The sequence below is a fragment of the Flavobacterium sp. genome (assembly GCF_043778725.1).
Classification (GTDB): domain Bacteria; phylum Bacteroidota; class Bacteroidia; order Flavobacteriales; family Flavobacteriaceae; genus Flavobacterium.
On the sequence record NZ_JAYWFT010000080.1, the window covers coordinates 1 to 13,497 of the forward strand.

Consider the following 13,497-nt stretch of genomic DNA (forward strand, 5'->3'; position numbering starts at 1 on the left):
CTTTAAATATGGCATCAGAATTAAAGAACATATCGTTCAAATTCAAATCTCTTGGATAGGCCAAATTTTCACCAGTTGTCATTAAACTGTCCATTTCCATATTGACCTGATCTACTAACCAAAGCGTTTTGCCACCATTGATTATAAACTGGTCTAACACTTGTTTTTCTTGGTCAGAAAACGCTTCTGTTGGTTTAGCAATGATAGCCAAATCATATTTTTTAAGCGCTTTTAACGTGTTTTCTGGATCTTTTGCAACCGAGTCTAAAGTGAATGGTCCGATGTAATAGTTTTCGCGAACCGACTTTAAAAAATCGGCAATTTGAAGTTCGTGTAATTCGCCATTTCCTTTAATAATTGCTACTTTTTTCTCACGCGTTTTAGAAACGGTGTTGAAAGCATTTGCAAAAGCATATTCAAGATGTTGCACAGAACTTACCACTTTTTGTGCCGTTGATGCACCCATCATATTTTTTAATAAAGGAACTTTGGTGCTCTTATTGCCATAAGTTACAACAGCCCACGGAAAAACAACTTCTTGTGTTTGCTTTCCTTTTTCGTCCATAGTTACGTTTAAAGGTGTCAAACCTCTATCGTAAAACTGTTGCATTATTTTTTCGCGATCTTCTTCTTTCTCTAATGGATTTACAAATTGAAAAATAATATTCGAATTGTAAGCTTTGAATTCTTCAAGTAATTGTTGTGTTTCTGTTTGCAGTTTTTTGAATTCTCCTGGAAAATTTCCTTCTAAGAAAACATCCACATACATTGGTTCTTTTACTTCTTTAATAATATTTAAAGAAGTTGTTGATAGTGTATAACGTTTGTCTGAAGTTAAATCGAAACGTTTAAAAAAGAAATATCCTGCAAAGTTTAGTAGTAGTAAAACTCCAACAATTGTGAGCAGGTTTTTTAAGTTTATCTTCTTATTTTCCATTACGATTTTAACGATTTTAATTTATAAACGGTTAGCGATAAAAATACGATGGCAATACTAACAAAATAAGTTACATCGCGCGTATCAATTACACCGCGACTCATACTTTTAAAGTGGTAATCCATTCCGAAAAAGGCTATTAAATCTTCAAATTCTTTAAATTGAGAAGCAACACCTTGAAATCCGAAATAGAAAATAAAGCACAAGAAAACCGAAACTATAAAGGCAACGATTTGATTTTCTGATAACGTAGAAGTAAAGATTCCAATGGCTGTGTAACCTGCAATTAAGAATAACAATCCAAAATAGGAACCCATTGTACTTCCCATATCGATATTTCCTTCGGGCATTCCCAATCCGTAAAGGACATAAACATAGATGAATGTTGGAATAATTGCAATTACAATTAAAAGAAAAGCACCAAAGAATTTTCCGCCTACTATTTCCCAAATAGAGATTGGTTTGGTTAATAACAACTCAATAGTTCCTTGTTTTTTCTCATCAGAAAAACTGCGCATGGTTACGGCAGGAATTAAGAAAATTAATATCCAAGGTGCGATTGTGAAAAACGGAGATAAATCGGCGAATCCGCTGTTTAAAATGTTGTATTCACCTTCGAAAACCCAAAGAAATAATCCGTTGAGAAGTAAGAAAATGGCAATTACTAAATACCCTATTGGCGAACCAAAAAAGGATTTTATTTCTCTTATTAATATTGATTTCATTTATTTTTTGTTTAATCATTTAAAAGTTTAAAAGTTTAAGATTGTTTTCAAGAACAACTTTAAACTAAATTAAACAATTTTAAACTAAAGAAGTTAATTTGTCTACGCTCCAAGCTTCGGGTTTATCGTTGAATAATTTTTTTGTAAAGGTCCAGATTTCATCAAACAATGCTGATTTTCTGTAATTTTCTAAATCTTCTTCGGTTTCCCAATAACTGTAGGTAAAGAAAATATTTTTATTGTTTTTGTCTTGATACAATTCAAGAAAACGATTTCCTGGCGCGTTTCGTATGTGGTTTTTCATTAATTCGAAATTTTCAAGAAATGCAGGAATATGTTCTTCATGAAATGATAATTTTACTATTCTAACAAACATAATTTATTTTTTTAAATCATTTTCAAAATCGCGTCTTTCTTTGCTCCACATGTTTCTAAAATAATCTTGATTTATGATGAATTGATTGCTCATTCTATTATAAAATGCGGCTGATTCTTCATATTGCAATGGGTTCTTTTTTCTAGTACAAAAAGTATAATCATTTGCAAAATGATATTTGACAGAAGCATTGATAATAGCCGAAAAATTGTTGACGTTACTTCTCAAAAACGTATTGATAACATCATTAATATCTTGCTTCAATTTATTATCGTTGTCTGTATATTTTGTAAAATTTTCAAAGTATTTCCAACGCATGCTACCTAGATAATATATAAAACTAGCTTCGTTAAACTTATCTTGCTTTAAAAGTTCTATAGATTTATTCATAAATTCTCTTGGATGAAGCGTATTTAATTGTTTTGCAATACTATATACATTTTCATCAAGTTTGCCAATGGTTTTATTGGTTGTAAGCGCATCAGAATATTTATAAAATTTCACATAAATACTATCTAAATCTTGACCTAATGAAGAATAAGATATAAATAATAAAAGTGCAATATTAATTATGTTTTTCATTAAAAACTAACTATTAAAATTTATCATTACAAAATCTCTGTATGTCAATCCTAATAGTGATGCGGCTGAACCAGTTTTTTTGGGATGACTTTTATAAATACCAATTTCTAGAAAACCAGCTTCATTGAAAATTGCTAAATGTCTTCCTGTGATGCTAGTAGCTTGTTTGTCTGTTGTTTCAATATCAGAATATTTTGCAAAAATACTTTTTACTTTTTTACTTTTATAACTAACTTCATACGGTCGACCTTTGGCAGTATCTAAAAATAATTTCTTTGAAATATTAGTTACTGCATTTCCAAAATGGTCAATATATACTACGTATCCTTTTATCGAATTCAAGTCGGATGCAATTACTGGTTGCAACTCGGTAACATCTTTTATGGTTTTAATTTCTTTACCAATAACGCTCAACGAACCACCTTTGGCGATATGAACTGCAACTGTTACAAAAACATCCATATCAGTCGCTTCTGGTAATAATCTGTCGTGAATGTTGATGGCAACTATTTTTTGGGGTTTAATTTTTTCAATTAACATGCTCAAGATTCCGTTATCGGCAGCTATAAAAAAATGGTCATTCCACTCCATTGCAATATGTTGGTTGTTTAAAGTCAATTCAATATCAACACCAATAATGTGAACTGTTCCTTTTGGAAAACTATTAAAACTATTACTTATTATATAACTAGCTTCACTTGTATTAAAATGATCGATGTTGTGAGAAACGTCAACTATCACAGCCTGTTCGTGTTGCGATAGTATTTTCCCTTTCAAAGCACCAACAAAGTGGTCTTTTAGTCCGTAATCGGTAGTAAGGGTAATTATTGACATAAAATTGTTTATAACTAAATGAGAAACGTATTGGTGTATTTCTTAAATTTGAATTGATTGCAAAGCTACTACTATTTAGTAAAAAATTAATTAAAAAACTCCTTCCATTTGAACGAACGTATCATTGAATTACACGACATCGCTCCAAAAGAATTTTGGGGTGCACAAGACACTCATCTTGAAACAATTAAAAAGTATTATCCAAAACTAAAGATTGTCGCTCGCGGTACAACGCTCAAGGCATTTGGCGAAAAAGCAGAACTTGATGAATTTGAAAATCGATTTAACAGATTGATGCTTCATTTTACACGCTACAATAATATTGACGCCAATGTTATTGAACGTGTTATTCAAAGCAATTCGCAAGAAGAGCAGCGCATGCCCGATCAGGATAAGATTTTGGTTCACGGAATAGGCGGAAAATTGATAAAGGCCATGACACCAAATCAGCAGAAATTGGTAGAATCGGTTTTTAAAAATGACATGGTTTTTGCCGTTGGTCCAGCAGGAACAGGAAAAACGTATACAGGTGTTGCACTTGCAGTAAAGGCTTTGAAAGAAAAGCAAGTAAAGCGAATTGTACTAACGCGTCCAGCAGTTGAAGCAGGAGAAAATTTAGGATTTCTTCCTGGTGATATGAAAGAAAAATTGGATCCGTACATGCAACCTTTATATGATGCTTTGCGCGATATGTTGCCGCCACAAACGCTAGAAGATTATATTTTAAAAGGAATTATTCAAATTGCTCCATTGGCTTTTATGCGTGGACGAACATTGGATAATGCCTTTGTAATTCTTGATGAAGCCCAAAATACAACCCATTCTCAGATGAAAATGTTTTTGACTCGTATGGGAAAAAGCGCTAAATTTATTATCACTGGAGATCCAGGACAAGTAGATTTACCACGCAGAACAATATCGGGATTGAAAGAAGCCATTTTGGTATTGAAAGATATTGAAGGTATTGGGATTATTTATCTTGACGATAAAGATATTGTGAGACATAGATTGGTTAAAAAAGTAATTGATGCTTACAAGCAGATTGAGAATAATGATTAAAGGATGAAAAATAGTTTACCAATATTATTTGGATTACTTATATTATGTCTATTTCTAATTTATTTCAATTTTGATTTTTTTACTTCTATAATTCCTGGTTGGCATACAACGATTAACTCAGGATGGAACTATGCATTTATTATTTTTATCACTTTATTTGTTTTTTTTCTAATTGTAATGATTTTGATACAGATATTTGTAAAAATAATAAATGCTATTTTTAAAAATGTGAAAGTCGTAAAATGAAAAATACTTTAACTTATTTTTATTCAATACTATTATTTGTTTTTTTTGGATTTAATTGTTTTTCTCAAAACTCAAAAATTCAATGGGGATTATTTGGAAAAAAAACAGTTGAAGAACGAAGAGCTATCTTTCCATTTAGTGAAGCTAAAAAAGTTTTACTAGTTGCATTTCCAGGTCCAAATCAATCTGTTGTTAATGAAGACCGCAATGAGCTTGCAATTGATAGTTTAAATTTGGTTAGATGGAACTATAAAATTATTAAATCATTTGAATTACCTAATAAAATAAATAAATATTATGCAACAGAAGTTGTTGAATTAAACCAAAATCAAGTAGATAGTTTGAGTACTATTTTAATAAATTATAAATTAAAGAGAGATAAATTACCCAAAGAGTATTCAATATTAGGCACAGGTTGTTACAATCCTAGAAATGCTATTTTATTTTTGGATTCTAATGAGAAAATTATCTCTTACATTGAGGTTTGCTTTGAATGTCATCAGTTTTATCAAATGCCAAAAGAAACAATAATCAATTTTAATTTGTTTTCTAATTTAGAAGAGTCATTTAAAATGATAGATTTGATTAATGAATTTTTGAAAATAAATGGAATTAAATTTGGAGTAATAGAAAATTAAAATGAAAGAATACTTTAAATACGCCAACGGATTTGTAAACATAAATGACGATAATTTGTTTTTGACCAATTCAGGCAACTGGTCGGAAACTCATGAATTGCTTGAGAAATCGCCTAAATCAATAAAACAGAATAACTTTAAAGGATTTAAAATTTATATTTATCTTTTCGTAATAGCTTGTTTGATACTATTGATACTTTCAAAATCTAAATCGGGTTCTATTCCTTTTGGGATTATTCTATTAGGTCTTGGCGCTTTTGCTTATATGAAAAGAGAAACCGGAAAACGCTATAAAATTCCAATTTCTAAAATTAAGTCTATTGAAATTACTGGAACATCTGCCAAAATCATTTTTTATAATGCCAACAACGTAGAAGATTTTGAAGAAATTAAAAGTATTGAAGCCAAAGGAATTGAGGTTTTAGAAGAAGTCAATAAATTTATTAACCTAGTTTAAGTAAACATTAAGCATCCTAAATTTATTTATTCTTTGGTTATGTTTTTAAAATAGTATAGATTTGGAAATCTAAAAACCAACCAAATATCAAAACTATACTCATAACAGGTGCATCAAGTGGACTTGGCAAAGAAATTGCAATACATTTTTCAAAAAAAGGTTGGAGCGTTATAGCTACAATGATTTGTATAAAAGCTGCAGAAGTTTTTGAAGGAATTCCAAATATAAAATGTTACGAACTTAACGTAACTTGTTCTGAAAGTATCGAAAAAGCAAAAAATGCAATTCTTAACGATTACAATTCTATTGATGTTATTGTCAATAATGCAGGAGTTGGTTACAGAAGTTTTGTAGAATTATCTGAAGATGCCAAAATTGATGCAATTGTTGATGTCAATTGGCTTGGAGTTGTTAAAGTTTGTCGTGCTTTTATTCCGCATTTTCGCCAACAAATGAATGGTCAGTTTATCAATATTACTTCAATTGCCGGATTGGTTAATTTGCCTTTAGGAAGTTTTTACCATCCAACAAAGCAAGCCGTAGAGAGTTTTTCAGAATGTATGGCTTATGAATTATTGAACTTTAATATTAGCGTAAGCACTGTTCAATTTGGAAATGCGCCGTCTAATTTTCAAAAAAATATTTCTAAATGCGAAAAATCTTCTATTGAATCCTATAATGAAATGATGAAAAGTATTGATGGAATTATGAACAGAAAAACCTGTGATAATCATGATTTATCAAAATCAATTTTAGATAAACTGTATAAAATTGCAGCGAATCCATCAAAAGGATTTAAAAAACACGCGATAGGATTTGATGCAAATCTGATGAAAAACCTGAGAAGATTTCTCGGATATCGATTATTTGATAGACTTATTAGAAGATATGTTTTAAGCCAATAAATAATTGTATTTCTCTTTAAAAGAAACTATTTTTGCACGATACAACAACACATACTATAATGAACACAATAACTACAACCAATTTTAATTTTCCCAATCAAAAATCGGTTTATCGCGGCAAAGTAAGAGAAGTTTATAACATCAATGATGATTTACTTGTTATGGTTGCTACCGATAGACTTTCGGCTTTTGACGTGGTTTTACCAAAAGGAATTCCTTATAAAGGACAAATTTTAAATCAAATTGCAACAAAATTCATGGAGTTGACTCAGGATATTGTTCCCAATTGGTTAATTGCAACGCCAGATCCAAATGTAGCTGTCGGACATTTATGCGAGCCTTTTAAAGTAGAAATGGTTATTCGTGGCTATCTTTCTGGACATGCAGCACGTGAATATATGCTCGGAAAAAGAACTATTTGCGGTGTCATAATGGAAGAAGGATTGAAAGAAAACGATAAATTTGCAACTCCAATAATTACACCTACAACCAAAGCAGATAATGGATCGCATGATGAAGATATTTCTCGTGAAGCTATTTTAGCAAACGGAATTGTTAGTGAAGAAGATTATTTGGTTCTTGAAAAATATACTCGTGCTTTGTACCAAAGAGGAACAGAAATTGCTGCCAGTAGAGGTTTAATTTTGGTTGATACCAAATATGAGTTTGGAAAAACTAAAGAAGGAGTTATTGTTCTTATTGACGAAATTCACACACCAGATTCATCACGATATTTTTATGCTGATGGTTATCAAGAACGCCAGGACAATAAAGAAGAACAAAAACAATTGTCTAAAGAATTTGTGCGTCGTTGGTTGATAGAAAACGGATTTCAAGGAAAAGAAGGACAGCAAATTCCTGATATGACAGAGGATTATATAGATACTGTTTCTGAACGATATATTGAATTGTATGAAAATATCTTGGGAGAAAAGTTTGTAAAAGCGGATATTTCAAATATTGATGAACGTATAGAAAAAAATGTATTAGAATTTTTGAAATAAAAAAAATGAGTTTGATACTAAATCAAACTCATAATTTTAAAATTAATAATAGATTTATTTCTAAATATTTTTAATTGTTATTATAATTTCATCATCGAATTTGTATTCACCTTTTTTGAAAACATCTTTATTGGTCAATACAACTTCGTATGTATAAACACCTTTTTGTAAAAGAAAAAAGCATTCTTTTCCATCTTTTTGAATGACTAGCTCTTTATTTATAGCCTCTCCATCGTCATTTTTACCAATGATCCTAAAAATAATTTTTTCTTCAAGTTTGTTTTTTACACAAATACTTTCAATAATTTTAGAACCTGTATTAACTTTATTTCCTTTTATAAAGCTTAACCCATTTACAATTATCTCTCCGCCTTTTAAAATTTTGTCAATATTGGATTGAGAAAAAGTAATTAATGGAAATAATAGAATCATAAATATTAACTTCATTTGCTTTGTTTATTAGTGTTAAATTATTTTTTTAGTATATCATAATTATCGATTGAAATAATTCTGTAATCAAAATTATTTTTCCCTTCAAGTTCTTTAATTACTGAACTAATTTTAGTTTTATATAGTCCTCCCAGTTTATAAGAGTATAAAAATATTATTGTGTTTTTTGTATTATCTAAATTTAATTTAGATAATATTTTAATTTCAGTAACATCCTCATTTCTTATATCTTTAGAATTATCTAAAAACATACTGTAAAGGTTAATGATTTGTCCAGAACAACTTTTAACACTTAATTGATCAGCACTAACAAATTTTTGATTATTAGTAATTCCATAAAAAGTGCTTAGATGTTTAGAAATTATTTCATTCAAGAAAGGACTAAAAAAATCATCATCAATAACATATATTTTTTCCTTTAAAAATTTTGTTTTATTTATAATTTTTGATATGTAAATTTCTTTAGTAATAAATTTATTTTTTTCATTAACGTTTTCTGTTAAAGAAATGATTGATTTACATGATGCTAACAAAATATAAATTAGGAATAATGTTAGATGTTTTAATTTCATTTATTTTACTTTTACTTTTACTAGAATTTCTTTTTCTGTAAATGTAGGAATATAATCGCCTTTTTCTATTGAAAGACCATCAACTAAAATATAATCATTATCAAAACCAAAAACTTTAAAATCTTCAGATGAAAACTCTTTTAATTTAGTTAGTTCGATAGGAAATCGTAATGTTAGGTATTTTTTATCATTTGATAAATCACCAATCACTAATGTAGTATTATTTGTTGCATTATAACTAGAACTTCTATGAGTTATATCAGTGACACAATCAATTAGCCATTCACCGTCAGAACAAATCGAAAACCTCTTATTACAGCCTGTTGAAGCTCTGTGCAATTTAATAGTATTAAATTCAAAGCTAAGAACAGGGTGTTCACCTAAAGGACAAGGTGTTGTTAAACTTAAATTAGGCCTTTGTGCATTCACATTAAACGCTAAAACTACTGTGGCAATTAAGCCGAAAATTATTTTTTTCATTTTTAAACTTTTAAAATTTATATTTATTTAATAAAAATTTTCTCGAGAAACTTTCATTATGTAAAATTCTTGTTAATTTACTTATTTTCCAATGTGATTTTTTAGACATTTATGTTTACATTTTGTGCATATATGTTTTTTCTATTGATAAAAATTATTATTTTAGCAAATAATAAAATATAGTTATTATGAGTAAAGGAGTTTTTATACCAAAAGAAAAACTTAAAACAATTAGAATTAAAAATGGTTTTAAGCAAACAGCGTTTGCTGAAAAGGTTTCAATGGATCAGGCACAATATAGTAGAAGAGAGACCGGTAAAGTTCCTATAACAGAAATTGAATGGAATAGGTTTGCTAAAGAGCTAAATGTTTCAAAAGATGAAATTTATGAAAGTGAACCTAAAATCATTAACATTGTTAATAATACAGATAATAAGGATAATTCTTTAAATGCTTTTGAGATTATTATAAAAGCACCTAACCATTTTTTTGAGGATTTAAATAAAAAAATAGATATTATAATTAATAAACTAGGTTGATTTTACTTTTCATTTTATTATTTCAAATATTGATGAACGTATAGAAAAAAATGTATTAGAATTTTTGAAATAGATTTTTATTCAAAATATAATTAAAGTCATGATTTTTCGTGGCTTTTTTATTTTTTATACTTTTTATGTAACAAATTTAGTTTGTTATCGTCTTATCATTATAATCTTAAATTATTTAAAATCATGAAAGTAGCAAATAAATTTAAACACATAGCTATCTACTATGTAATACAAGGTATTATCTTTAAGAAATTAGATAAAAAACAATCAAAAAAAATAAAATAAATCATCAATCATCAACAAATTTAAAAACAAATCATCATGAACAAATCAATCATTTATTTAGGGCTTTTATCTGCGATGTTTATCAATTCATCGTTTGCCGGAAATGTTGCAAGTGAGCAACAAAATCTTGAAACAGAATTTTCAAGAGTAGAAACAACATCAGGTTTAAATTCAGTTAGCAATAGCAATTTGCAAAAACCTATGGTAAATTTAGAATCAGAATCTGAAATAAAAGAATCCGTGGCTGTTTTATCGTCTAATTATAAAAAATCAATTGAAGAAACCATTGAAGACGATAAAAAAATTACTGAGAGCCAAGAAGTACCTTTTCAACCATTATATTTAGGAACTACAATTGAAGACATTATTAGAATTGATAACCAAATTATTGAAAGTACTATTTCTAACGAAGTTGCTCCTTTAGATTTTGAGTTAATTAATAAATCTAAAAGTGCACTAAATAACTTCGAGTTTAAAAGTAAAGATGCTTTGAAATCATAATTAAAAGCTACAAAAAAGTCCCAAGACAATTAAGTTTGGGACTTTTTTTAAAGCATGTTGATTAACTTTTTGAAATACCTCCAGAACCAGAAGAATGTTTGTCAACTTTTTCTGGTTTTCCTTTGTAATAAATACTTCCAGAACCAGATGAATTGGCAGATAAACTTTTGTTGCAATTAACTCTAACACTTCCAGAACCTGATTGATTTGCGGTAACATTTTCTGATAACAAATCGAATGCATCAGTACTTCCAGATCCATTTGAGGTTACTTCAAGATTTTGGGTATTACCTTTAACGCCAACACTTCCTGAGCCAGAGCGTTTAATTTTAAGATTAGTGGCATTGGCTTCAAAATTTACACTACCAGAACCAGAAGCTTCAACTTCAAAATTATCAGAGTTAATAATGTCAGATGTTGTTACAATTCCAGAACCTGAAAATTCAAGTTTTTCTATTTTTTCAAAAGGAATGGTAATTTCAATCGATGATTTGTAATTGAATTGAATGTTTTTTCCACGTTCGAAATTAACAGATAAAGTTCCGTCATTGACATCGGTTTTTATAAATTCTAATAAATTTTCATCACCTTTAATAGAAATGTTTCCTTCTTTTCCAGCTATCAGTTTTACTTCAAATGATCCTTCAATAATGATTTTATCATATTCTGAAGTTATTCTTTTAACAGTTGTTATAATTCCGTTACCTTTTATTTTTTTAAATTTTTGTGCGTTGGAAATGGTAAGGCAAAGAAGGGCAAGAATTAAGATTGTTTTTTTCATATTTTTTTTAATTGATTCTTTAAATTCTAAAAAACCTAATGCAGTATTCGGTTTTTTAGAATTTAATGTGTTAATAATATAAAATCACTTTAAGTTGTCACTCTAAGAAAAGAAAACTTAAGATTGAGTTTTTACATAATGCATAAGTTTTTTATTATTATTTAAAGTAAGAGAAATCGTGATTATCTTCTATTTTTAATAGACTTTCATAAATTAATTTGATTACATTTTCTACGTCTTCTCTGTGAACCATTTCGACTGTTGTATGCATGTATCGCAAAGAAAGTGAGATTAAAGCCGATGCAACACCGCCATTACTGTAAGCAAAAGCATCTGTATCGGTTCCTGTTACTCTTGAAGTAGCATGACGTTGAAACGGAATTTTCTTTTCTTCGGCTGTAGAAACGATTAATTCGCGAAGTATATTTTGAGTTGCTGGCGCATAAGCAATAACTGGGCCTTTTCCCATTTGTAAATCGCCTTCAATTTTTTTATCAATCATTGGAGTGGTTGTATCGTGGCAAACATCAGTCACAATAGCAACATTTGGTTTAATAGTTTGTGTAATCATTTCTGCACCACGAAGACCAATCTCCTCTTGAACAGAATTTACTATGTATAATCCAAATGGTAATGTTTTTTTGTTCTCTTTTAATAGACGAGCAACTTCTGCAATCATAAATCCACCCATTCTATTATCGATAGCTCTACATACAAATTTGTTTTCGTTTAATATCATAAACTCATCAGGATAAGTAATAACACATCCCACATGAACACCCAAAGCTTCAACTTGCTCTTTAGTTTCGCAACCACAATCTATAAATATATTGTGTAAAGTTGCTGCTTCTTCCTTTCCGCGATTTCTCGTATGAATAGCAGGCCAGCCAAAAACACCTTTTACAATTCCGTTTTTAGTATGAATATTTACACGTTTAGAAGGTGCAATTTGATGGTCAGATCCACCATTGCGTATTACATATATAAGTCCGTTATCAGTAATGTAGTTTACATACCAAGAAATTTCATCAGAATGACCTTCAATAACAACTCTAAATTTTGCTTCAGGATTAATTACTCCAACAGCTGTTCCATAAGTATCTGTTATAAACGTATCAACATATGGTTTTAAATAATTCATCCATATTTTTTGTCCTCCAGCTTCATATCCTGTAGGTGATGGATTGTTCAAATAGTTTTCTAAAAAGGTAATCGATGATTTTGTAAGTATAGATTTTGTTGCCATAAAATATTTTTTTGCTAAATTATAAATTTGGCATTACACTTGTTAAGGATATTCTATATTTTTACACTAAATTTATTAGCAATGTTAAAGCACATATATATTGGAGTAGTTTTTTTATTTACTATTACATCTTTTGGCCAGATTATAAATAAAGACCAACATGATAAAGAAATTGAATTAAAAGAATTAGATACCATAAAAATGGATACTATTTTATTAGACGAAGTTCTTATTTCAAAAGTTAAACCGAATCCCGAAGCATTAAAACAATTTCAATTACTCCAAAACAGAGTATATAAGGTATACCCATTTGCAAAATCAGCAGCCGAAAGACTTACTCTCATGAACAATACCATGAGTAAGCTCAAATCTAATAAAGAAAAAAAGAAATACTTTAAGATTGTAGAAGATTATATGGATAATGAATTTAAAGAAAAATTAAAAAAACTCTCAAGAAAACAGGGACAAATTCTAGTAAAACTAATTCATAGGCAAACAGGAATTTCTACATACGATCTAATAAAAGATTACAAAAGCGGTTGGAAAGCTTTCTGGTCAAACAACACAGCACGATTATTTGATATAAATTTAAAAGCAAAATACCAGCCTTATCAAGACAATGAAGATTTTCTAATAGAGACTATATTATATAGAGCATTTGTTAGCGGTCGATTAATTGAGCAAAAATCTATAAACCCAGTTGATATAGATGAACTAAATATTTATTGGGAAAATCTATCGAAAGAATTAAATAAAAAGAAAAATTAATCAGCATCGAATGTTCTGGTCCTTTTAATTTGTCCATTTTCCCACTTTCGCTACAATAAGAGCAGTTTTTAAATAAAAAGATATTTTTATTTTCACTACA

Annotated in this window: 18 protein-coding genes; 8 read left to right on the plus strand and 10 right to left on the minus strand. The window is 29.0% G+C overall.

The genetic code is table 11. The features are described from left to right. The 5 genes from gldG to ACH2CG_RS06995 all read right to left on the minus strand — a co-directional run. A partial coding sequence (gldG, locus tag ACH2CG_RS06975; protein WP_395063569.1) for a gliding motility-associated ABC transporter substrate-binding protein GldG occupies positions 1-937 on the minus strand: 937 nt, incomplete at its 3' end. Beyond that, positions 937-1,662 carry a gliding motility-associated ABC transporter permease subunit GldF gene (gene gldF / locus ACH2CG_RS06980; protein WP_395063571.1) on the minus strand — a complete coding sequence of 242 codons (726 nt, stop codon included), beginning with the start codon at positions 1,660-1,662 and terminating at the stop codon, positions 937-939. The genes gldF and gldG, both read right to left, overlap by 1 nt. Positions 1,663-1,741: 79 nt before the next feature. Then, positions 1,742-2,038 (minus strand): putative quinol monooxygenase, encoded by a 297-nt coding sequence (locus ACH2CG_RS06985; protein ID WP_395063573.1) that lies wholly within the window; start codon positions 2,036-2,038, stop codon positions 1,742-1,744. A 3-nt stretch (positions 2,039-2,041) separates the two neighbouring features. Further along, complete coding sequence (locus tag ACH2CG_RS06990; RefSeq protein ID WP_395063575.1) at positions 2,042-2,620, minus strand: hypothetical protein; 579 nt, start codon at positions 2,618-2,620, stop codon at positions 2,042-2,044. A 6-nt stretch (positions 2,621-2,626) separates the two neighbouring features. After that, positions 2,627-3,454, minus strand: coding sequence for an S-adenosyl-l-methionine hydroxide adenosyltransferase family protein (locus tag ACH2CG_RS06995; protein WP_395063577.1), 828 nt, complete (start codon positions 3,452-3,454; stop codon positions 2,627-2,629). Positions 3,455-3,562: 108 nt separating this feature from the next. Between ACH2CG_RS06995 and ACH2CG_RS07000 the strand changes: the two genes are divergently transcribed. The 5 genes from ACH2CG_RS07000 (at position 3,563) to ACH2CG_RS07020 (ending at position 7,763) form a co-directional block, all read left to right on the plus strand. Continuing rightward, positions 3,563-4,513 (plus strand): PhoH family protein, encoded by a 951-nt coding sequence (locus tag ACH2CG_RS07000; protein WP_395063579.1) that lies wholly within the window; start codon positions 3,563-3,565, stop codon positions 4,511-4,513. A 242-nt stretch (positions 4,514-4,755) separates the two neighbouring features. After that, a complete protein-coding gene (locus tag ACH2CG_RS07005) occupies positions 4,756-5,397 on the plus strand; it encodes a hypothetical protein (RefSeq protein ID WP_395063581.1) in 642 nt (213 codons plus the stop codon). 1 nt (position 5,398) lies between these two features. Beyond that, positions 5,399-5,854, plus strand: a complete 456-nt coding sequence (locus ACH2CG_RS07010; protein WP_395063583.1) for a hypothetical protein — start codon at positions 5,399-5,401, stop codon at positions 5,852-5,854. Positions 5,855-5,955: 101 nt separating this feature from the next. Then, positions 5,956-6,759 carry an SDR family NAD(P)-dependent oxidoreductase gene (locus ACH2CG_RS07015; protein WP_395063603.1) on the plus strand — a complete coding sequence of 268 codons (804 nt, stop codon included), beginning with the start codon at positions 5,956-5,958 and terminating at the stop codon, positions 6,757-6,759. A gap of 59 nt (positions 6,760-6,818) precedes the next feature. Beyond that, positions 6,819-7,763 carry a phosphoribosylaminoimidazolesuccinocarboxamide synthase gene (locus tag ACH2CG_RS07020; protein ID WP_395063585.1) on the plus strand — a complete coding sequence of 315 codons (945 nt, stop codon included), beginning with the start codon at positions 6,819-6,821 and terminating at the stop codon, positions 7,761-7,763. Positions 7,764-7,823: 60 nt separating this feature from the next. Here ACH2CG_RS07020 and ACH2CG_RS07025 read toward each other — a convergent pair whose 3' ends face one another. Genes ACH2CG_RS07025 through ACH2CG_RS07035 form a run of 3 tightly spaced genes read right to left on the minus strand, consistent with a single transcriptional unit; the run spans position 7,824 to position 9,265 of the window. Then, positions 7,824-8,210: a hypothetical protein gene (locus ACH2CG_RS07025; RefSeq protein ID WP_395063587.1), complete on the minus strand. Its 387-nt coding sequence runs from the start codon at positions 8,208-8,210 to the stop codon at positions 7,824-7,826. Between the two features lie 23 nt (positions 8,211-8,233). Further along, the gene (locus tag ACH2CG_RS07030) at positions 8,234-8,785 is read right to left on the minus strand and encodes a hypothetical protein (RefSeq protein WP_395063589.1); all 552 of its coding nucleotides are present in this window, start codon (positions 8,783-8,785) and stop codon (positions 8,234-8,236) included. Beyond that, positions 8,786-9,265 (minus strand): hypothetical protein, encoded by a 480-nt coding sequence (locus ACH2CG_RS07035; RefSeq protein WP_395063591.1) that lies wholly within the window; start codon positions 9,263-9,265, stop codon positions 8,786-8,788. A gap of 188 nt (positions 9,266-9,453) precedes the next feature. On the opposite strand from ACH2CG_RS07035, the gene ACH2CG_RS07040 reads away from it, so the two are divergent. Next, a complete protein-coding gene (locus ACH2CG_RS07040; RefSeq protein WP_395063593.1) occupies positions 9,454-9,804 on the plus strand; it encodes a helix-turn-helix domain-containing protein in 351 nt (116 codons plus the stop codon). A 333-nt stretch (positions 9,805-10,137) separates the two neighbouring features. Next, positions 10,138-10,602, plus strand: coding sequence for a hypothetical protein (locus ACH2CG_RS07045; protein ID WP_395063595.1), 465 nt, complete (start codon positions 10,138-10,140; stop codon positions 10,600-10,602). Positions 10,603-10,663: 61 nt separating this feature from the next. Here the strand turns inward: ACH2CG_RS07045 and ACH2CG_RS07050 are convergent, their stop codons facing one another. Both ACH2CG_RS07050 and ACH2CG_RS07055 read right to left on the minus strand, forming a co-directional pair. After that, entirely contained in the window at positions 10,664-11,383 is a 720-nt protein-coding gene (locus ACH2CG_RS07050; RefSeq protein WP_395063597.1) for a head GIN domain-containing protein, read from the minus strand. Between the two features lie 157 nt (positions 11,384-11,540). After that, the gene (locus tag ACH2CG_RS07055) at positions 11,541-12,629 is read right to left on the minus strand and encodes a M42 family metallopeptidase (RefSeq protein WP_395063599.1); all 1,089 of its coding nucleotides are present in this window, start codon (positions 12,627-12,629) and stop codon (positions 11,541-11,543) included. 81 nt (positions 12,630-12,710) lie between these two features. Here ACH2CG_RS07055 and ACH2CG_RS07060 point away from each other — a divergent pair, with 81 nt between their 5' ends. Beyond that, positions 12,711-13,397, plus strand: coding sequence for a DUF4294 domain-containing protein (locus tag ACH2CG_RS07060; protein ID WP_395063601.1), 687 nt, complete (start codon positions 12,711-12,713; stop codon positions 13,395-13,397). Positions 13,398-13,497: the final 100 nt, after the last annotated feature.

What these genes read in the sequence shown, in the direction of transcription:
- ACH2CG_RS07020 (WP_395063585.1), top strand. Translation starts at nt 6,819, where the DNA reads ATGAACACAATAACTACAACCAATTTTAATTTTCCCAATCAAAAATCG.
- ACH2CG_RS07045 (WP_395063595.1), top strand. Translation starts at nt 10,138, where the DNA reads ATGAACAAATCAATCATTTATTTAGGGCTTTTATCTGCGATGTTTATC.
- ACH2CG_RS07030 (WP_395063589.1), bottom strand. Translation starts at nt 8,785, where the DNA reads ATGAAATTAAAACATCTAACATTATTCCTAATTTATATTTTGTTAGCA.
- ACH2CG_RS06990 (WP_395063575.1), bottom strand. Translation starts at nt 2,620, where the DNA reads ATGAAAAACATAATTAATATTGCACTTTTATTATTTATATCTTATTCT.
- ACH2CG_RS07035 (WP_395063591.1), bottom strand. Translation starts at nt 9,265, where the DNA reads ATGAAAAAAATAATTTTCGGCTTAATTGCCACAGTAGTTTTAGCGTTT.
- ACH2CG_RS06985 (WP_395063573.1), bottom strand. Translation starts at nt 2,038, where the DNA reads ATGTTTGTTAGAATAGTAAAATTATCATTTCATGAAGAACATATTCCT.
- ACH2CG_RS07055 (WP_395063599.1), bottom strand. Translation starts at nt 12,629, where the DNA reads ATGGCAACAAAATCTATACTTACAAAATCATCGATTACCTTTTTAGAA.
- ACH2CG_RS06995 (WP_395063577.1), bottom strand. Translation starts at nt 3,454, where the DNA reads ATGTCAATAATTACCCTTACTACCGATTACGGACTAAAAGACCACTTT.
- ACH2CG_RS07060 (WP_395063601.1), top strand. Translation starts at nt 12,711, where the DNA reads ATGTTAAAGCACATATATATTGGAGTAGTTTTTTTATTTACTATTACA.
- ACH2CG_RS07025 (WP_395063587.1), bottom strand. Translation starts at nt 8,210, where the DNA reads ATGAAGTTAATATTTATGATTCTATTATTTCCATTAATTACTTTTTCT.
- ACH2CG_RS07005 (WP_395063581.1), top strand. Translation starts at nt 4,756, where the DNA reads ATGAAAAATACTTTAACTTATTTTTATTCAATACTATTATTTGTTTTT.
- ACH2CG_RS07040 (WP_395063593.1), top strand. Translation starts at nt 9,454, where the DNA reads ATGAGTAAAGGAGTTTTTATACCAAAAGAAAAACTTAAAACAATTAGA.
- ACH2CG_RS07010 (WP_395063583.1), top strand. Translation starts at nt 5,399, where the DNA reads ATGAAAGAATACTTTAAATACGCCAACGGATTTGTAAACATAAATGAC.
- gldF (WP_395063571.1), bottom strand. Translation starts at nt 1,662, where the DNA reads ATGAAATCAATATTAATAAGAGAAATAAAATCCTTTTTTGGTTCGCCA.
- ACH2CG_RS07050 (WP_395063597.1), bottom strand. Translation starts at nt 11,383, where the DNA reads ATGAAAAAAACAATCTTAATTCTTGCCCTTCTTTGCCTTACCATTTCC.